Annotated in this window: 19 protein-coding genes; 8 read left to right on the top strand and 11 right to left on the bottom strand. The window is 61.5% G+C overall.

The window, feature by feature from the left end; translation table 11 throughout:
- Positions 1-132 precede the first annotated feature (132 nt).
- A complete protein-coding gene (gene tyrS / locus ASF66_RS21695; protein WP_056845333.1) occupies positions 133-1,332 on the bottom strand; it encodes a tyrosine--tRNA ligase in 1,200 nt (399 codons plus the stop codon).
- A gap of 210 nt (positions 1,333-1,542) precedes the next feature.
- Here tyrS and ASF66_RS21690 point away from each other — a divergent pair, with 210 nt between their 5' ends.
- Both ASF66_RS21690 and ASF66_RS21685 read left to right on the top strand, forming a co-directional pair.
- Positions 1,543-3,006, top strand: a complete 1,464-nt coding sequence (locus tag ASF66_RS21690; protein WP_056845332.1) for a peptidoglycan DD-metalloendopeptidase family protein — start codon at positions 1,543-1,545, stop codon at positions 3,004-3,006.
- Positions 3,007-3,009: 3 nt separating this feature from the next.
- Positions 3,010-4,101: an anhydro-N-acetylmuramic acid kinase gene (locus tag ASF66_RS21685; RefSeq protein ID WP_056845331.1), complete on the top strand. Its 1,092-nt coding sequence runs from the start codon at positions 3,010-3,012 to the stop codon at positions 4,099-4,101.
- Between the two features lie 61 nt (positions 4,102-4,162).
- On the opposite strand, the gene erpA is transcribed toward ASF66_RS21685, so the two are convergent.
- Both erpA and argC read right to left on the bottom strand, forming a co-directional pair.
- Positions 4,163-4,513: an iron-sulfur cluster insertion protein ErpA gene (gene erpA / locus ASF66_RS21680; RefSeq protein ID WP_043192502.1), complete on the bottom strand. Its 351-nt coding sequence runs from the start codon at positions 4,511-4,513 to the stop codon at positions 4,163-4,165.
- Positions 4,514-4,654: 141 nt separating this feature from the next.
- On the bottom strand, positions 4,655-5,689 hold the full coding sequence (gene argC, locus ASF66_RS21675) for an N-acetyl-gamma-glutamyl-phosphate reductase (RefSeq protein ID WP_056845330.1): 1,035 nt from the start codon (positions 5,687-5,689) through the stop codon (positions 4,655-4,657).
- A gap of 134 nt (positions 5,690-5,823) precedes the next feature.
- On the opposite strand from argC, the gene hemJ reads away from it, so the two are divergent.
- The 4 genes from hemJ to coq7 all read left to right on the top strand — a co-directional run bounded on the left by hemJ (position 5,824) and on the right by coq7 (position 8,214).
- Complete coding sequence (hemJ, locus tag ASF66_RS21670; RefSeq protein ID WP_049862385.1) at positions 5,824-6,249, top strand: protoporphyrinogen oxidase HemJ; 426 nt, start codon at positions 5,824-5,826, stop codon at positions 6,247-6,249.
- 96 nt (positions 6,250-6,345) lie between these two features.
- Positions 6,346-7,119 (top strand): SDR family NAD(P)-dependent oxidoreductase, encoded by a 774-nt coding sequence (locus ASF66_RS21665; RefSeq protein WP_056845329.1) that lies wholly within the window; start codon positions 6,346-6,348, stop codon positions 7,117-7,119.
- A gap of 69 nt (positions 7,120-7,188) precedes the next feature.
- Complete coding sequence (locus ASF66_RS21660) at positions 7,189-7,527, top strand: histidine triad nucleotide-binding protein (protein WP_049862388.1); 339 nt, start codon at positions 7,189-7,191, stop codon at positions 7,525-7,527.
- Positions 7,528-7,566: 39 nt separating this feature from the next.
- Positions 7,567-8,214: a 2-polyprenyl-3-methyl-6-methoxy-1,4-benzoquinone monooxygenase gene (gene coq7 / locus ASF66_RS21655; protein ID WP_056845328.1), complete on the top strand. Its 648-nt coding sequence runs from the start codon at positions 7,567-7,569 to the stop codon at positions 8,212-8,214.
- Between the two features lie 60 nt (positions 8,215-8,274).
- On the opposite strand, the gene ASF66_RS21650 is transcribed toward coq7, so the two are convergent.
- On the bottom strand, positions 8,275-8,697 hold the full coding sequence (locus ASF66_RS21650) for an OsmC family protein (protein ID WP_056845327.1): 423 nt from the start codon (positions 8,695-8,697) through the stop codon (positions 8,275-8,277).
- Positions 8,698-8,897: 200 nt separating this feature from the next.
- On the opposite strand from ASF66_RS21650, the gene crp reads away from it, so the two are divergent.
- On the top strand, positions 8,898-9,536 hold the full coding sequence (gene crp, locus ASF66_RS21645) for a cAMP-activated global transcriptional regulator CRP (RefSeq protein ID WP_056845326.1): 639 nt from the start codon (positions 8,898-8,900) through the stop codon (positions 9,534-9,536).
- A 9-nt stretch (positions 9,537-9,545) separates the two neighbouring features.
- On the opposite strand, the gene ASF66_RS21640 is transcribed toward crp, so the two are convergent.
- The 7 genes from ASF66_RS21640 to rpe form a co-directional block, all read right to left on the bottom strand.
- Positions 9,546-10,235, bottom strand: coding sequence for a lipoate--protein ligase family protein (locus tag ASF66_RS21640; RefSeq protein WP_056845325.1), 690 nt, complete (start codon positions 10,233-10,235; stop codon positions 9,546-9,548).
- 45 nt (positions 10,236-10,280) lie between these two features.
- The gene (gene trpC / locus ASF66_RS21635; RefSeq protein ID WP_056845324.1) at positions 10,281-11,081 is read right to left on the bottom strand and encodes an indole-3-glycerol phosphate synthase TrpC; all 801 of its coding nucleotides are present in this window, start codon (positions 11,079-11,081) and stop codon (positions 10,281-10,283) included.
- Positions 11,078-12,127, bottom strand: a complete 1,050-nt coding sequence (gene trpD, locus ASF66_RS21630) for an anthranilate phosphoribosyltransferase (protein WP_056845323.1) — start codon at positions 12,125-12,127, stop codon at positions 11,078-11,080. Before trpD ends, trpC begins: the two co-directional genes overlap by 4 nt.
- A 9-nt stretch (positions 12,128-12,136) precedes the next feature.
- A complete protein-coding gene (locus ASF66_RS21625; protein WP_049862397.1) occupies positions 12,137-12,736 on the bottom strand; it encodes an aminodeoxychorismate/anthranilate synthase component II in 600 nt (199 codons plus the stop codon).
- Positions 12,737-12,813: 77 nt separating this feature from the next.
- The gene (gene trpE / locus ASF66_RS21620) at positions 12,814-14,292 is read right to left on the bottom strand and encodes an anthranilate synthase component I (protein ID WP_049862398.1); all 1,479 of its coding nucleotides are present in this window, start codon (positions 14,290-14,292) and stop codon (positions 12,814-12,816) included.
- A gap of 59 nt (positions 14,293-14,351) precedes the next feature.
- Positions 14,352-15,170 (bottom strand): phosphoglycolate phosphatase, encoded by an 819-nt coding sequence (locus tag ASF66_RS21615; protein WP_056845322.1) that lies wholly within the window; start codon positions 15,168-15,170, stop codon positions 14,352-14,354.
- The gene (rpe, locus tag ASF66_RS21610; RefSeq protein WP_056845321.1) at positions 15,167-15,841 is read right to left on the bottom strand and encodes a ribulose-phosphate 3-epimerase; all 675 of its coding nucleotides are present in this window, start codon (positions 15,839-15,841) and stop codon (positions 15,167-15,169) included. Before rpe ends, ASF66_RS21615 begins: the two co-directional genes overlap by 4 nt.
- A gap of 214 nt (positions 15,842-16,055) precedes the next feature.
- Between rpe and ASF66_RS21605 the strand changes: the two genes are divergently transcribed.
- On the top strand, positions 16,056-17,000 hold the full coding sequence (locus ASF66_RS21605) for an alpha/beta hydrolase family protein (RefSeq protein WP_056845320.1): 945 nt from the start codon (positions 16,056-16,058) through the stop codon (positions 16,998-17,000).
- Positions 17,001-17,019 lie beyond the last annotated feature (19 nt).

Below are 17,019 nucleotides of genomic sequence, written 5' to 3'. Positions count from 1 at the left end.
TGAAGACCGAAGCACTTCCTCACTGCCTGAACGACTAACTCATTGATTAACAAGGCGTTTATCGTTTCGGCTGCGCCGGAAGTGGGGCGAATTATAGACACTTCGAATTCGCCGTCAAGCCCTTGTTTTGAATTATTCGATTTTTAGCGTAATGCGGGCGAAAGCCTTCTTGCCGGCCTGTACAACATGAGTTGCGCCCAGCGGGAAGATGAATGCGCGGTCTACCACAGCACCGTCGACGCGAACACTTCCGGCATTGAGAAGATCGCGCGCGCCTGCGGCGTTCTTGACCAGCCCTGCCTTATTAAGGATAGCCGCTATAGGCATGTCTTCAGCGGCTGCGACATCCACTTCCGGCAAATCTTCTGGCAGCTCACCCTCCTTCATGCGGTTGCCCGCTGCCTTATGGGCGCTCTGTGCCGCTTCCTCGCCATGGAAGCGCGCAACGATCTCTTCGGCCAGCTTGATCTTGATGTCACGCGGATTGGCACCGGCTTCCACATCCGCCTTGAAAGCGTCGATCTCATCCATGCTGCGGAAGCTGAGCAGCTCGAAGTAACGCCACATCAGTGCATCGGGAATGGATACCAGCTTGCTGTACATGATGCCGGGCGCTTCCTGAATGCCCACGTAGTTGCCCAATGACTTGGACATCTTCTTGACACCGTCCAGACCTTCCAGCAACGGCAAGGTGACGATGCACTGGGCATCCTGACCATAAGAGCGCTGCAGCTCACGCCCCATCAACAGGTTGAATTTCTGGTCGGTACCGCCCAGCTCGACGTCTGCCCGCAGGGCAACGGAGTCATAACCCTGGACCAGGGGATAGAGGAACTCGTGAATCGCGATCGGCTGGTTGCTGGTGTAGCGCTTGTCGAAATCATCGCGCTCGAGCATACGGGCCACGGTGTACTGCGAAGCCAGGCGAATGAAGTCAGCTGGGCTGAGGACGTCCATCCAGGTGGAGTTGAACGCCACTTCTGTTTTGGCAGGATCCAGGATCTTGAACACCTGGGCCTTGTAGGTCTCGGCATTCTCCAGCACCTGCTCACGCGTCAGCGGTGGACGTGTGGCGCTCTTGCCACTGGGGTCGCCGATGGAGCCGGTGAAGTCACCTATAAGGAAGATGACCTGGTGACCCAGCTCCTGGAACTGTCGCAGCTTGTTGATCAGCACGGTGTGGCCCAGGTGCAGATCCGGGGCGGTGGGATCGAAGCCTGCCTTGATACGCAGGGGCTGACCGCGCTTGAGCTTCTCGACCAGTTCGGATTCGACCAGCACCTCTTCAGTGCCGCGCTTGATCAGCGCCAGCTGCTCTTCAACAGACTTCATATAAGGTCCTACAACGCTCGGATTCAAAAGGCTCAACGATACAAGATCACCGGTCAAATACAAGGCGCGGGCACAGATGTGACTCATTGGCGCCAAGCAAACGTCTGCGAGCTTGCTTTGGAGGGGTTTTGGTTATATTTTATACAGTTATTTCATCTTCATCATGTCATTCATCTCATCTTTCCATCTTTAAAAGTCAAAAAATCACCTATGACCAAGCAACCGCCTAAAGCGCCGCCGCTTTATCCGAAGAGCCACCTTGTGGCTGCCAGCGGCCTGGCCGCCCTCCTCAGCCTTGCCTTGCTGGTATTTCCTTCCAGTGATGTAGAAGCAAAACGCACGAACATGAGCCTGGAAATGCCGGCTCCCGTCGAACAGCTCAAGGACGCCGAACAAGACACCCCGGTTGCCCCGATCGCCGAACAGGCAGCCCCTGCACCCTTTGCCCAGATTGAAACGCCTGCCTCGACCGACACCGAGCACGCTGCACAGCCATCCGAGCATCAAGCCCCCCACGTTGCTACAACCAAGGAAGCACCCGCTGCCAAGGAAGTCGCTGCCGCGAAGAAAGAGCCGGGACATCGTCAGGTGGTGGTTGCCAAGGGCGACACGCTTTCCACGCTGTTCGAGAAGGTCGGTTTGCCGGCGTCGACCGTGGCCGACGTCATGGGCAGTGACAAGAAGGCCAAACAGTTCACTCAGCTCAAGCGTGGACAACTGCTGGAATTCGAACTGTCGCCGGAAGGCGAATTGCTCAGCCTGCACAGCAAGGTCAGCGACCTGGACACCATCCGGCTGACCAAGGCTGGCACGGGTTTCGCCTTCGAGCGTGAAACCAGCAAGCCGGTGACTCGTGAAGCGTATGCCCATGGCGTGATCAAGAACTCGCTGTCGCAGTCAGCGGCGCGTGCCGGGCTGTCCCATAGCCAGACGATGGATATGGCCAGCATCTTCGGATATGACGTGGACTTTGCTCAGGATATTCGCCAGGGCGATGAGTTCGACATCATCTACGAGCAGCGTGTACTCAACGGCAAGGTCATCGGTACCGGCGGCATTCTCGCTGCGCGCTTCACCAACCGCGGCAAGACCTATACCGCAGTGCGCTATACCAACAAGCAGGGCAACAGCAATTACTACACCGCCGATGGCAACAGCATGCGCAAGGCGTTCATCCGTACCCCGGTGGACTTTGCCCGCATCAGCTCGCGTTTTTCGATGGGCCGCAAGCATCCGATTCTGAACAAGATCCGTGCGCACAAGGGCGTTGACTATGCTGCGCCGCGCGGTACGCCGATCAAGGCGGCCGGTGACGGCAAGATCACCTTGGCCGGTCGTCGTGGCGGCTATGGCAACACCGTGATCATTCAGCACGGCAACAGCTACACCACGCTGTACGGACACATGCAGGGCTTCGCCAAAGGCATCAAGACCGGTGGCAGCGTCAAGCAAGGCCAGGTGATCGGTTACATCGGTACCACCGGTCTGTCGACAGGTCCGCATCTGCACTACGAGTTTCAGGTAAACGGCGTGCACGTCGATCCTCTGGGCCAGAAGCTGCCAATGGCTGACCCGATCGCCAAGTCCGAGAAACAGCGCTTCAACCAGCTGAGCCAGCCGCTGATGGCGAAGATGGACATAGAGCGCAGCACCCTGCTGGCGAGTAAGCGCTGAGCCATGGCGTACTACCTTGGGGTCATGTCCGGCACCAGTCTTGATGGGCTGGACATCGCCCTGATCGAGCAGGATCAATCCACTCGGCTCGTGGCAACACACTACGTGCCCATGCCCGAGGCATTGCGCAGCCAGCTACTGGAACTGTGCGCCAGCGGGCCGGATGAAATCGCTCGAGCTGCCGTCGCCGAGAACCAGTGGGTAGCACTGGCAGCCGATGGCATCTCTGCCTTGCTGGCCTCACAGCATCTTGCACCTGCCGACATCCGTGCGATTGGTAGCCACGGACAGACTGTGAGGCACGAGCCAGCTCGGGGCTTCACCGTGCAGATCGGCAATCCGGCGTTGTTGGCGGAGCTGACGCAGATCACCGTCGTGGGCGATTTTCGCCGACGCGATGTGGCCGCCGGCGGTCAGGGTGCACCCTTGGTTCCAGCCTTCCACGAAGCGCTGTTCGGTGCCGAAGGCGAGGCGCGTGCGGTGCTCAATGTGGGTGGCTTCAGCAATCTCAGCCTGATCGGCGGCAATCAGCCAGTAAGCGGTTTCGACTGCGGACCTGGCAACGTGCTGATGGATGCCTGGATTCAGCTCAAGCGTGGCCAGAACTATGATCGAGCAGGCGCCTGGGCAGCGACCGGTACGCTGCAACCGCATTTGCTGAGTGCTCTGCTAAGCGATCCATTCTTCGCTGGCAGCGGCCCGAAAAGCACGGGGCGCGAGGTATTCAACCTGAGCTGGCTGCAACGACACCTGGATAGCCTTCCTAAGTTCGACGACGCCGACGTTCAAGCAACGCTTCTGGAGCTGACCGCGCAAAGCATCGTACAGTCGCTGCGTGTCGCCCAGCCGAGCACTCATGCACTGCTGGTGTGCGGTGGCGGGGCTCACAACCAGGCCCTGATGGCGCGACTGCAAGCCTTGCTGCCGGGAACTCGGGTCAAGAGCACGGCAGCGGCGGGTGTCGATCCGGATTGGGTCGAAGCCATGGCTTTTGCCTGGCTGGCTGATTGCTGCCTGCAAGGCGTTGCGGCCAATCGGCCTAGTGTGACCGGCGCGCGAGGCCTGCGAGTGTTGGGCGCCATCTACCCGGCCTGAAGCTGGATACCTGAAACGCAAAACGCCGTGCAATTGCACGGCGTTTTTCATGGGCGCTGGCTCAGATCGAGAAGGACTGACCGCAACCGCAGGTGGTGCTGGCGTTGGGGTTGTTGATCACGAATCGCGAACCTTCCAAGCCTTCCTGGTAATCAACCTGTGCGCCGGCCAGGTATTGGAAGCTCATGGGATCGACCACGAGACTGACGCCTTCGCGCTCGACGATGGTGTCGTCTTCGGCGACGTCTTCATCGAAGGTAAAGCCATACTGGAAGCCCGAGCAGCCGCCACCGGTGACGAAGACGCGCAGCTTGAGACGATCGTTACCCTCTTCATCGACCAGGGTCTTGACCTTGATGGCAGCCCCTTGGGTGAATTGCAAAGCCATGGGGGTAAAGGATTCGACGCTCATGTAGAAGTTCTCCCGGCGTACGCCGTCATAATGCTCAATGGCGGCATTATCCTCTTCTCCTACGAAAATGGTCAAGAATTAGCCAGTAGCTAAAGCAGAGAGGCCCGCAACGCGGGCCTCTGGGCGATGCTGCGGAAATGGTCAGGGCAGCATGCCGGCGTGGGACAGACCGAAGCGTTCGTCCAGACCGAACAGGATGTTCATGTTCTGCACGGCTTGGCCCGACGCGCCTTTGACCAGGTTGTCGATGACCGAAAGCACGACCACCAGGTCGCCACCCTGGGGGCGGTGCACGGCGATGCGGCAGACGTTGGCGCCGCGCACGCTGCGGGTTTCGGGGTGGCTGCCGGCTGGCATGACGTCGACGAAGGGTTCATCGGCGTAGCGTTCTTCATACAGCGCCTGCAGATCGACCGACTTGTCGACCACCGTGGCATACAACGTGGAGTGGATGCCGCGGATCATGGGTGTGAGGTGGGGGACGAAGGTCAGACCCACCTCGCCACCGGCGGCGCGACGCAGGCCTTGGGTGATTTCGGGAAGGTGACGGTGGCCTTTGACCGCATAGGCCTTCATGCTTTCGCCAGCTTCGCAGAACAGTGAACCTACGCTGGCGCCGCGACCCGCGCCACTGACGCCCGACTTGCAGTCGGCGATCAGACGCGTGTTGTCGGCCAGTCCAGCCTCGAGCAGCGGCAGGAAGCCCAGCTGGGTGGCCGTCGGATAGCAGCCTGGCACGGCGATCAGGCGCGCCTGGCGGATCTGCTCGCGGTTGACCTCGGGCAAGCCATAGACGGCATCGGCCAGCAGCTCGGGCGCACCGTGCGGCTGACCGTACCACTTGGCCCACTCATCGGCATCCTGCAGGCGGAAGTCGGCGGACAGGTCGATGACCTTGGTACCTGCTGCCAGCAACTCGCCGGCCAGGGCGTGGGCGACACCGTGGGGGGTGGCGAAGAACACCACGTCGCAGGCACCCAGGGTCTTGATGTCCGGGACGCTGAACGCCAGGCCGTCGTAGTGACCGCGCAGGTTGGGGTACAGGTCGGCAACCGGCAGGCCAGCCTCGGATCGGGAGGTGATGACCTCTACCTGCGCCTGCGGATGCTGCGCCAGCAGACGTAGCAGTTCGACTCCGGTGTAACCCGTGCCGCCGACGATACCGACCTTGACCATACACTGCCCTCTTCACGATGCGACTGGAAAGCCTTCGATGATAGGGGCCTGGGGCTTGAGTCACAACCGTTGAGATGACTCGAACGCCGACAGACTCTACTATCGACGCTACCGTGAACCTGAGAAGACCGAAAATGCTTTATCTATGGATCAAGGCTCTGCATATCGTCAGCGTTGTCTGCTGGTTTGCCGGGTTGTTCTACCTGCCTCGCCTGTTCGTCTACCACGCGCAGAGCGAGGACACCGTCAGCCGCGAACGCTTTGCTGTCATGGAGCGCAAGCTTTATCGCGGCATCATGACTCCGGCGATGATCGCCACGTTCATCTTCGGTATCTGGCTGATTGCACTCTCGCCGGGCTGGATGAGCCAGGGATGGATGCACGCTAAGCTGACCCTGGTCATATTGCTGACCGGCTACCATCACGTGTGCGGTGCGCAGATGAAGCGCTTCGCACGTGGCGAGAACAAACGCAGCCATGTGTATTATCGCTGGTTCAACGAAATTCCAGTGCTGATCCTGCTGGCCGTTGTGATCCTGGTGGTGGTCAAGCCGTTCTGAGGTCACGCACAAGCTGCGAGCCCAAACGTGAACGCGCGCGGTAGAATGTCCATATGAAACCGCGCCAGCTTGCCTGGCGGGGGTATGGAGAATTCGATGACCCGTTATGCCATGATCACAGGCGCGTCGGCAGGCTTGGGCCTGGCCATGGCCGAAGCCCTGGCCAGGCGTGGGCGCAGCCTGCTTCTGGTAGCGCGCCAGCGTGACCAGCTTGAAATCATTGCCGCTGAACTGACGCAGCGCTTTGGTGTGGAAGTATTGTTTCGTGCCTGCGACCTGGGCGAACCCCTGCGGCTCTCGGGGTTTCTGTTGGAGCTTGAAGAAAGCGAACGCCAGATCGACCTGTTGGTGAACTGCGCGGCCGTACGCTCCTATGGGCACTTTCTGGCTCAGGACTGGAGCCAGGAACAGGATCTGATCGAACTGAACGTTCTAGCCCTCACCCGCCTCTGTCACGCCTTGGGCAATGCCATGGCCGTGCAGGGCGGCGGGCAGATTCTCAACGTCGCCTCGCTGGCCGCCTTCCAGCCCGGCCCGTGGATGAGCAGCTACGCGGCGAGCAAGGCCTATGTGCTGCATCTCTCCGAGGGACTGCGCGAGGAACTCAAGCAGACCGGGGTAAAGGTTTCGGTGCTGTGTCCTGGGCCGGTACGCTCCAGCCAGCGGCGCATTCCGCGCTTGGCGAACAGTTCGCAGGTGCTGGATCCCGAGCAGGTAGCGCTGCAGACGGTGCGAGCGCTGGCCCGCAATCGCGCGGTGATCGTGCCCGGGCGGCGCAATGCCTGGCTGGCCAGGGCTCCGCGCCTGGGCTCACGGTGGCTGACGCGCATCGTGAGTGGATGGATCAACAAGGCTTTCGCCCCCCATTGAAGCTGGCAAGGCTGGGCGCTGGGCACAAGCCTCAGTACACTGAACCTTCGACTGCCATGGAGATGCATTGTGGATACTTTGTTTACCAAGATCATCAACCGGGAGATTCCGGCCAAGATCATCTACGAGGATGACCAGGTACTGGCCTTCCACGATATCGCGCCACAGGCCCCGGTGCATTTTCTGGTGATCCCGAAAAAACCCATCCGCACGCTCAACGACTTGACCGAAGACGACAAGGGCCTGGCTGGACATATCCTGTTCACCGCCCAGCGGTTGGCCAAGGAGCTGGGTTGCGAAGAGGGCTTTCGAGTGGTCATGAACTGCAACGAACTGGGCGGTCAGACCGTCTACCACATACACATGCATGTACTGGGACAGCGCCAGATGAACTGGCCGCCCGGTTGAGCGGCATTCATGCAGGCCAGGTTTTCAACGGAGGTGCCCATGGCTACCCAGCGTCACTACTCGCCCATTGATCGTTTGCTGCTGCAGGCCGATACGGCCATGCGCACGCTGTTACCGTTCAGCGGACATCCATCGCGCCCCTCGCCGGCGCTCGTCCAGCCCGAGGTGACGATGGACAAGCAGCAGAGTCGGCACGTGGCCGGCCTGATGCGCATCAATCACACCGGTGAGGTCTGCGCTCAAGCGCTGTATCAAGGACAGGCCCTGACCGCGAAGCTGCCCCAGGTGCGCAAGGCCATGGAGCATGCGGCCGAAGAGGAAGTGGACCACCTGGCGTGGTGCGAGCAGCGCATTCGGCAACTGGGCAGCCATACCAGTGTGCTCAATCCGTTGTTCTACGGCATGTCGTTCGGTATCGGCGCGGTAGCGGGCGTCATCAGTGACCGGGTGAGCCTGGGTTTCGTGGCGGCGACCGAGCATCAGGTGGTCAAGCATCTGGATGAGCACTTGCTGCAACTGCCCGCCGAAGACGTCAAGTCGCGGGCGATCCTGGCGCAGATGCGCAGTGATGAGCAAGCCCATGCCGAATCGGCCCTCGACGCAGGCGGGGCCAGGTTTCCGGCGCCGTTGCGCTTTGGCATGAGCCTGTTGGCCAAGGTCATGACCAAGAGCACCTACCGGATTTGATTGTTTGCGGCAGGTAGAACAGGGGCGCTCGATGAGCGCCCTTTTCGCATGTCCTTGAAGTCAGCCCAGCTCGACGATTTCGTAGTCATGAGTGATGTCCACGCCGGCGCGACCCAGCATGATGGATGCCGAGCAATACTTCTCTGCCGACAGCTCCACTGCACGCTTGACCTGAGCTTCTCTCAGGCCGCGGCCCTTGACCACGAAGTGCAGGTGGATCTTGGTGAAGACTTTCGGGTCTTCGCTAGCGCGTTCGGCTTCCAGAAAGGCTTCGCAGCTTTCGATGGGCTGGCGCGATTTCTTGAGGATGCTGACCACGTCATAGTTGCTGCAGCCGCCCAGGCCCAGCAGCAGCATTTCCATGGGGCGCACGCCGAGGTTGCGGCCGCCGCTCTCGGGAGGTCCGTCCATGACCACGACATGGCCGCTACCTGACTCGCCCAGAAACATGGCCTCGCCGGCCCACTGAATACGCGCCTTCATCTTTCCGGACTCCCGTGTTCATAAAGCGGGTGAGCTTAACACAGCGCACCTGTAACAATTCGCGAGGTCGAAACGGTCAAATCCCACGTTCTGCAGTCAAATGCCGTGTGACCCCACTATGCGTCTGATAAACTGACGCCAATGTACTGGCGTATTGCCGTGATTCATGCAAGATCGATTGCCCTTTCCGGAACCAAGCCATGACTGCTGCCGCGCACAAGATCAAGAACCTCGAAAAGCTGCTTGCGCAAGGTCAGCGCCATCGATTTGCCGCGAAGACTACGCTGATCGCGGCCGGTGCACGGGATGACATGCTTTCATTGATTCTCAAAGGCTCGGCAACGGTGATGATCGAAGCCGAGGAGGGTCGGGAGTTGGTGATTGCCTACCTCAATCCCGGAGATTTCTTTGGTGAGCTGGGCCTTTTCCAATCAGTCCATAGCACACAGGCACACGATGCCTGTGTACGCGCCAGGACCGAATGCGAAGTGGTGCAGATCAGCTATGCGGCGTTTCGCGAGTTGGCGCAGCAGGAGCCGGACATGCTCTATGCCGTGGGTGGGCAAATGGCGCAACGTCTGCGCGACACCACGCGCAAGGTGGGCGACCTGGCGTTCTTCGATGTGACTGGGCGGGTAGCTCGTTGCTTGCTGGATCTGTGCAAGCAGCCCGATGCGATGACCCACCCCGACGGTATGCAGATCAAGATCACGCGTCAGGAAATCGGCCGCATCGTGGGTTGTTCACGGGAGATGGTCGGACGGGTTCTCAAGGACCTGGAAGAGCGCAGCGTGGTCCACGTGAAGGGCAAGACCATGGTGGTGTACGGCACCCGCTGACCGTCAGGCTCAGGCCAGTGCCGTCAGCATTCGGGTATAGACGATTTGCAGTTCGTCGATCAGACCCGAGGCGGGGTGACGCTCGTGCAGTGCTATATGGCTGGAAGCCTTGACGCGCTGCTCCAGCCCACACTGCTGATTGAACAGATTGACGGCGGCCGCCATCGATTCGCGCTCGTCCTCCATCAACATCGCTCCGTGAACCAATACCACCGGACGCGTGCCGCTCAGGCCCTGGCGCCAGCGCTGTGCAGTGCCCACCCATTTGCGGCCGTCGAGATTGACGTTGAAGCGGCCATCGCAGAAGGCGCCTTCTATTTCGCCCAGTGACGCGCTGCCACCCAGGCGCTCGAGGGCGTCGAGCAAGGGCTGGCACAGGCGGCGGTAGGCCGTTTCGATACGGTGCTGATCACCTTCCTGCTGCGGGGCCACGTACACCAGCGCAACGTTGATGGTCGAGGGCGACTGTGGCACCGGTTCACCGCCAGTCTCGCGCAGCAGCACAGGCCAGCCGCTGGCAGCCGATGCGAGGCTGGCCTGCTCGAAGCCATCGAGGCGGCTCATGCGTCGCGGCATCACCAAGGTGCGATCGGTCGGGCACCAGAACAGCAGGCCCCAAGCCTGCTCGCCCTTGCAGACGCTGCCGAGCAGATCCTGCTCGGCGCGCAACCCCTGTTCCGTAGGCAAATGCTCAAGCATGAGGGGCGATACTCGTGTGAGGTGAAGGTCAGGAAGACCGTTGGCTCAGGGGAAGAACAGCCGCTGCAGTTCCACGCCTGGATCTTCGGCCCGCATGAACGCTTCGCCGACCAGGAACGAGTAGACCCCGTTGATTTCCATTAGCTGGACATCGGCGCGGTTGAAGATGCCGCTCTCGGTGATCACCACGCGATCACGTGGAATACGCGGCAGCAGGTCCAGGGTGGTTTCCAGGCTGACGTCGAAGGTGTGCAGGTTGCGGTTGTTGACGCCGACCAGCGGGGTGTCCAGGGTTTTCAGCGCGCGCTCCAGTTCATTGCCGTCGTGGACTTCGACCAGCACGTCGAGGCCAACGCCCTTGGCGACAGCGGCCAGCTCGGCCATTTGCGCATCCTGCAGCGCCGAGACGATCAACAGGATGCAGTCCGCCCCCAATGCGCGCGCTTCGACCACCTGATAGGGGTCGATCATGAAGTCCTTGCGGATCACCGGCAGCTGGCAGGCAGCGCGCGCCTGTTGCAGGTACAGGTCCGCCCCTTGGAAATAGTCGATGTCGGTCAGCACCGACAGGCAGGTAGCGCCGCCTTTCTCGTAGCTGGCGGCGATGTCGGCGGGTACGAAGTGCTCGCGGATGACACCTTTGCTGGGCGAGGCTTTCTTGACCTCGGCAATGACCGCCGGCCTCTTCGAAGCGGCCTGGGCGATCAAGGCCTGGGCAAAACCACGCGGCGCATCGGCTGCGGCGGCAAGGCGCTCGAGTTCGGCCAGGCCGACTCGCTCGCGGCGCTCGGCCACTTCCTGCGCCTTGCGCGCCAGTATGTTCTCTAACACCGTAGGCACGCTCATGCTTCGTTCTCCTGCTTGAATACAGCGGTAAAGGCACCCAGCTCCTCGAGCTTTTCGCGGGCCAGGCCGGTATGCAAGGCATCGTGCGCCATGGCCACGCCCTCTTGCAGGCTGCTCGCCACATCGGCGGCGTACAACGCTGCGCCGGCATTGAGGACGATCATTTCGGCGGCTTTCTCGCCATGTTCGGTCTTGCGTCGACCCAGCGCATCGCGGATCAATTCGAGCGAAGCCGCCGGGCTGTCGACCACCAACCCGTGCAAGCTCTGGCTCTTGATGCCCAGGTCTTCGGGCTCGACCCAGTATTCGGTAACTTCGCCATCCTTGAGCTCGGCGACGAAGGTTGGCGCGGCGAGGCTGAACTCGTCCAGACCGTCGCGCGAATGCACCACCAGTACGTGTTTGCTGCCCAGGCGCGCCAGCACTTCGGCCAGCGGTCGGCACAGGGCCTGGGTGAACACACCGACCACCTGATGCTTGACGCCTGCCGGATTGGTCAAGGGCCCGAGCATGTTGAACAGGGTCCGCAGGCCCAGATCACGGCGCGGGATGGCGGCGTGTTTCATGGCGCTGTGATGAGCCTGGGCGAACATGAAGCCGATGCCGACGCTGTCGATGCAACGGGCGACCTGAGTGGCGTCCAGATTGAGGTAGACGCCGGCAGCTTCGAGCAGGTCAGCGCTGCCGCTCTTGCCCGAGACCGCACGGTTGCCATGCTTGGCCACCGTGCAACCGGCCGCCGCGACGACCAGTGCCGAGGCAGTGGACACGTTGAAGATGTTGGCGCCATCGCCACCGGTGCCGACGATGTCGACCACCTTGTCCAAGGTCCGCAGTTCGACCTTGCTCGCCAGCTCGCGCATCGCCGACACGGCGCCGACGATCTCGTCGATGGTCTCGCTTTTCATGCGCATGCCCATCATGAAGGCGCCGATCTGCGCTTCGCTGCATTGGCCGGTCATGATGTCGAGCATCACCGTGCGCATTTCCTCGGTGCTGAGGTCCAACTGGCTGACGATACGGGTCAGCGCGCTTTTGATATCCATGGGTATCCCTTAGCCCTGGCGGCTGCCGCCGGTCTGCTTGAGAAAGTTGGCGAACAGCTCGTGGCCTTGCTCGGTCAGGATCGATTCGGGGTGGAACTGCACACCCTCGACATTCAGGGTCTTGTGCCGCAGGCCCATGATCTCGTCCACCGTGCCGTCTTCGTGTGTGGTCCAGGCCGTCAGCTCCAGGCACTCGGGCAGGGTCTGCGCCTTGACTACCAGGGAGTGATAGCGGGTGACGGTCAATGGGTGGCTGAGACCTTCGAATACACCCAGGTCGGTGTGGGTGATCGGGCTGGTCTTGCCGTGCATGACCTGCCGAGCGCGCACCACGTCACCGCCGAAGGCCTGGCCGATCGACTGATGGCCCAGGCAGACGCCAAGGATGGGCAGCTTGCCGGCAAAGTGGCGAATGACGTCAAGAGACACACCGGCTTCGTTGGGCGTGCAGGGTCCGGGCGAAACGACGATGCGCTCCGGGGCCAGGGCCTCGATTTCGGCGATGGTCAGTTCATCGTTGCGGATGACCTTGACGTCAGCGCCAAGCTCGCCCAGGTACTGGACGACGTTGTAGGTAAAGGAGTCGTAATTGTCGATCATGAGCAACATGGTGCTTAACCTCTCGAATCTGCTGACGGGTCACCGGTTGTCTGGAACCGGTGAACACTGGCTTGCCGGGTCCGGTATCAGTCTGGCGATTGCTCGGCCAGGGCCACGGCCTTGAACATGGCGCGACGCTTGTTCAGCGTTTCTTCCCATTCCAGGGCAGGCACCGAGTCGGCCACGATGCCGCCGCCAGCCTGCACGTGCAGTTCACCGTTCTTGATGACCGCGGTACGGATGGCGATCGCGGTATCCATGTTGCCGTTCCAGGCGAAGTAGCCGACCGCACCGCCGTAGACACCGCGTTTGACCGGCTCCAGCTCGTCGATGATTTCCATGGCGCGGATCTTTGGGGCACCGGACAGGGTGCCAGCCGGCAGGATGGCACGCAGGGCGTCCATGGCGGTCAGACCCTGCTTGAGGTGGCCGGTCACGTTGGACACGATGTGCATCACGTTGGAGTAACGCTCGATGACCATCTTCTCGGTCAGCTTCACCGAGCCGACTTCCGATACCCGGCCCACGTCGTTGCGGCCCAAGTCGATCAGCATCAAGTGCTCGGCGATCTCCTTGTCATCGGACAGCAGATCGACTTCCAGCGCATGGTCTGCTTCTTCGGTCGCGCCGCGCGGGCGGGTTCCGGCAATCGGCCGTACCGTGATCAGGTCGTCCTCGACCCGTACCAGCACTTCGGGCGAGCTGCCGACCACATGGAAATCGCCGAAATTGAAGAAGTACATGTAGGGCGTTGGGTTGAAGCAGCGCAACGCGCGGTACAGATCGATCGGTGCTGCCTTGAAGTCGATGGACATGCGCTGCGAAGGGACCACCTGCATGACGTCGCCTGCCAGGATGTATTCCTTGATGGTGTCGACGGCGCCTTCGTAGTCCGATTGGGTGAAACTGGAACGAAACACCGGGTCGGCAGCCTGCGGACGATTGAAGTCCAGCCCGCGGCGCGGCGCGATGGGCTGGCGCAGGCGGTCCATCAGGGCTTCGAGCTGATCGCGGGCCTGCTCGTAGGCATCGGCCTGCGCAGGATCGGCCAGGACGATGGCGTGCATCTTGCCGGCCAGGTTGTCGAACACCACCACCGCATCGGAGACCATCAACAGGATGTCCGGAACGCCCAGCGGATCCGGGTTCGGGCACTGGCCCAAACGCTTCTCGACGTAACGCACGCAGTCATAGCCGAAATAGCCCACCAGGCCACCATTGAAGCGTGGCAAGCCAGCGATGGTCGGCACGTTGTAGCGGGCCTTGAAAGTCTCGACGAAGGCCAGCGGGTCTTCGACATCGCAGGCTTCGATCTCGACGCCGTCGCAGGTCACGCTGGCATGGTAGCCGTGCACGCGCAGGACGGTGCGGCACGGCAGGCCGATGATCGAGTAGCGGCCCCATTTCTCGCCGCCCTGCACCGATTCCAGCAGATAGGAATTGGGCTGGTCGGCCAGTTTCAGGTAGATGGACAGGGGTGTGTCGAAGTCGGCCAGGGTTTCGTGGGCCATCGGGATACGGTTGTAGCCTTCGGCGGCCAGGCGCAGAAATTCTTCGCGGGTCATGATTCAGCCTCGTGATGGAGGGGTCGAACGGTCTGTGGGCAAACGCTGGAACGGGAAAGTCAGGCGCGCCAACGCCAGCGGGCCAAGGCCTTGATGACTTTCATCCAGAGTTTGCGAGTGACCACCACGATGGAATCTCTATGAGCGGGGGAGTTGCCGTGGGCCAACGTTATCCCAGTGGCCGGATCGAAGCAACCAGGCATCAGTGCGCGCAGATCGTCGATCACCAGTGCCGGTGATTCCTCCGCGATCGGTCGGCCATGGTTGTAACCGTAGCTGAGCGCGATACAGGTCACGCCCGCGGCCTTGGCGGCTTGCACGTCACTGCGCGAATCGCCGACGAACAAGGCGTGCTGCGTCTTGACCTTGGCCATTTTCATGACGAACAACAGGGCTGCCGGATCGGGCTTCTGCTGGGGTAGCGTATCGCCGCCGATGATCCACTTGAAATAGCGTCCCAGGCCCATCTGGTCCAGCAAGGGCGCGACGAAGCGTTCCGGCTTGTTGGTGATCAGGGCCATCTTTACGCGTTTCTTGTGCAGCCATTTGAGGGTTTCGTGAACCCCCGGGTAGACCTGGGTCAGGCCATGGCTTGCGGCATAGGCCGCTGAAAACAGCTCGAGGGCGTGTTCGGTGTCCGCCTCGTCGATGTGCTGGTGATCGATGCCGCCTGCCAGCGCACGGCGAACCAGCACGCGGGCACCGTTGCCGATCCATTCGCGCACGGCTTCGATTCCGGCCGGCTCACGGCCCAGCTGGGCCAGCATGGTATCGACGGCTGCGGCCAGGTCAGGCACCGAGTCCACCAGGGTGCCGTCCAGGTCGAACATCACCAAGCGCGGCAGACTGCCGGGAAACAGCCGCTCCAGCGCGCTCATGAGCGGGCCAGCGTCAGTTCCGTGCGCATTTGCTCGATCACGTGGCGGTAGTCGGGCGCGTTGAAGATGGCCGAGCCGGCGACGAAGGTGTCGGCACCGGCTGCGGCGATCTCGCGAATGTTGCCCACGTTGACGCCGCCGTCGATTTCCAGGCGGATGTCGCGCCCGCTGGCGTCGATCAGGGCGCGTGCTTCACGCAGTTTGTTCAGGGTGCCGGGAATGAACTTCTGGCCGCCGAAACCGGGGTTGACGCTCATCAACAGGATCATGTCGACCTTGTCCATGACGTATTCGAGCAGGTTCAGCGGGGTTGCCGGATTGAAGACCAGACCGGCCTTGCAGCCGCCTTCGCGGATCAACTGCAGCGAGCGGTCGATGTGCTGAGTCGCTTCAGGGTGGAAGGTGATGTAACTGGCACCCGCCTCGATGAAGTCACCGATGATACGGTCGACCGGGCTGACCATCAGATGGACATCGATGGGCGCACTGATGCCGTACTTGCGCAGCGCCGCGCAGACCATCGGGCCGATGGTGAGGTTGGGGACGTAGTGGTTGTCCATCACGTCGAAGTGGACGATATCGGCGCCCGCGGCGAGTACGTTATCGACTTCTTCGCCCAGGCGGGCGAAATCCGCAGAGAGGATGGACGGGGCAATTGCGAAGGGCTGCATGGCGCACCTATTCAGGCTGGAATCACGGTGGCGCGCATTGTAGCTCAGGTGCGATGGGCGGGCGAATCGCGCTGGAACGCATTGCAGAACCGGGGGCGGAGCAAAGGGGGAACATTCGCTGTGAACGACCTTTGCGTGGATGGCACTAAGCTATAGGCTTGGAATTTCAACCGGTGTCGAACACAAGAATCATTGATCTGGACGGAAAGTACCGATGAAAGCTGTTCACATCAGAGCGGTCTGCCTGGCATTGCTCGTTCCGCTGCACGGCTTTGCGCTGGCCGAGGACGCCGCACCGGCGAAGGGTGCGGCGGATGTTCGTCAACCTTTGCCTGAGCGCAGCGTCGAGGATGCCCAGGCACTGGAACGTCAACTGCCTGCCAGCGAGCAGCAACAGTTGCAGGCCGGCAGCGACGAGTTCCTGTCGCTGTGGCGTCCAGCCAATACTGCCGATGCGCAGGGTACGGTCATCATCGTGCCAGGTGCCGGGGAAACCGCGGACTGGCCGCAGGGCGTGGGGCCGTTGCGGCGCAAGTTGCCGGACGCGGCGTTCAACAGCCTGAGCCTCAGCCTGCCGGACCTGGTCAGCCAGATGCCTTCGGCCAGGCCAGCCGAGAAGCCGCCATTGCCGGTGACTACCGAAACCCAGGCGACGCCGCCGGACGCCGGCGCCGGGGTGGAAAAGGCCACAGCGCAGGATGCCGAAGCGGCCAGCCCCGAGGTGCAGTTGCAAGACCCGATGAAGGTGGACGCCGAGCGCATCTTTGCGCGCATCGAAGCAGGCATCGCTTTCGCCCAGCAACACAACTCGCGCAGCATCGTATTGGTAGGTCATGGCAGCGGTGCCTACTGGGCGACCCGCTACATGGCCGAACGGCAACCTGCACACGTCCAGCGACTGGTGTTGGTTGACACGCGCACGCCGGACAATGCACCCCAGCAGATCGACGAGTTGGCCGCATTGCTCAAGGTGCCGACCACGGACATTTTCTACAGCGATCGTCAGGCGGCGGCCGCTGCTGCGCAACTGCGTCTGCAAGCCAGCAAGCGCAACAAGGGCGCGGTGTATTCCCAGGTTTCGCTCAAGTCGCTGCCGGACAGGGATGCACAGGCCGAGCAGTTGTTCCGGCGGGTCAAGGGTGCCTTGAGCGCACAGTAGACGATTGCGCGCTCGCCAG

This window comes from Pseudomonas sp. Leaf129 (assembly GCF_001423465.1).
Taxonomy (GTDB): domain Bacteria; phylum Pseudomonadota; class Gammaproteobacteria; order Pseudomonadales; family Pseudomonadaceae; genus Aquipseudomonas; species Aquipseudomonas coleopterorum.
This window is presented reverse-complemented; position numbering and strand designations above follow the sequence as displayed.

What these genes read in the sequence shown, in the direction of transcription:
- ASF66_RS21615 (WP_056845322.1), bottom strand. Translation starts at nt 15,170, where the DNA reads ATGAGCGCGCTGGAGCGGCTGTTTCCCGGCAGTCTGCCGCGCTTGGTG.
- tyrS (WP_056845333.1), bottom strand. Translation starts at nt 1,332, where the DNA reads ATGAAGTCTGTTGAAGAGCAGCTGGCGCTGATCAAGCGCGGCACTGAA.
- trpE (WP_049862398.1), bottom strand. Translation starts at nt 14,292, where the DNA reads ATGACCCGCGAAGAATTTCTGCGCCTGGCCGCCGAAGGCTACAACCGT.
- ASF66_RS21690 (WP_056845332.1), top strand. Translation starts at nt 1,543, where the DNA reads ATGACCAAGCAACCGCCTAAAGCGCCGCCGCTTTATCCGAAGAGCCAC.
- rpe (WP_056845321.1), bottom strand. Translation starts at nt 15,841, where the DNA reads ATGCAGCCCTTCGCAATTGCCCCGTCCATCCTCTCTGCGGATTTCGCC.
- coq7 (WP_056845328.1), top strand. Translation starts at nt 7,567, where the DNA reads ATGGCTACCCAGCGTCACTACTCGCCCATTGATCGTTTGCTGCTGCAG.
- erpA (WP_043192502.1), bottom strand. Translation starts at nt 4,513, where the DNA reads ATGAGCGTCGAATCCTTTACCCCCATGGCTTTGCAATTCACCCAAGGG.
- ASF66_RS21685 (WP_056845331.1), top strand. Translation starts at nt 3,010, where the DNA reads ATGGCGTACTACCTTGGGGTCATGTCCGGCACCAGTCTTGATGGGCTG.
- trpD (WP_056845323.1), bottom strand. Translation starts at nt 12,127, where the DNA reads ATGGATATCAAAAGCGCGCTGACCCGTATCGTCAGCCAGTTGGACCTC.
- ASF66_RS21650 (WP_056845327.1), bottom strand. Translation starts at nt 8,697, where the DNA reads ATGAAGGCGCGTATTCAGTGGGCCGGCGAGGCCATGTTTCTGGGCGAG.
- ASF66_RS21625 (WP_049862397.1), bottom strand. Translation starts at nt 12,736, where the DNA reads ATGTTGCTCATGATCGACAATTACGACTCCTTTACCTACAACGTCGTC.
- ASF66_RS21605 (WP_056845320.1), top strand. Translation starts at nt 16,056, where the DNA reads ATGAAAGCTGTTCACATCAGAGCGGTCTGCCTGGCATTGCTCGTTCCG.
- trpC (WP_056845324.1), bottom strand. Translation starts at nt 11,081, where the DNA reads ATGAGCGTGCCTACGGTGTTAGAGAACATACTGGCGCGCAAGGCGCAG.
- crp (WP_056845326.1), top strand. Translation starts at nt 8,898, where the DNA reads ATGACTGCTGCCGCGCACAAGATCAAGAACCTCGAAAAGCTGCTTGCG.
- hemJ (WP_049862385.1), top strand. Translation starts at nt 5,824, where the DNA reads ATGCTTTATCTATGGATCAAGGCTCTGCATATCGTCAGCGTTGTCTGC.
- argC (WP_056845330.1), bottom strand. Translation starts at nt 5,689, where the DNA reads ATGGTCAAGGTCGGTATCGTCGGCGGCACGGGTTACACCGGAGTCGAA.
- ASF66_RS21665 (WP_056845329.1), top strand. Translation starts at nt 6,346, where the DNA reads ATGACCCGTTATGCCATGATCACAGGCGCGTCGGCAGGCTTGGGCCTG.
- ASF66_RS21640 (WP_056845325.1), bottom strand. Translation starts at nt 10,235, where the DNA reads ATGCTTGAGCATTTGCCTACGGAACAGGGGTTGCGCGCCGAGCAGGAT.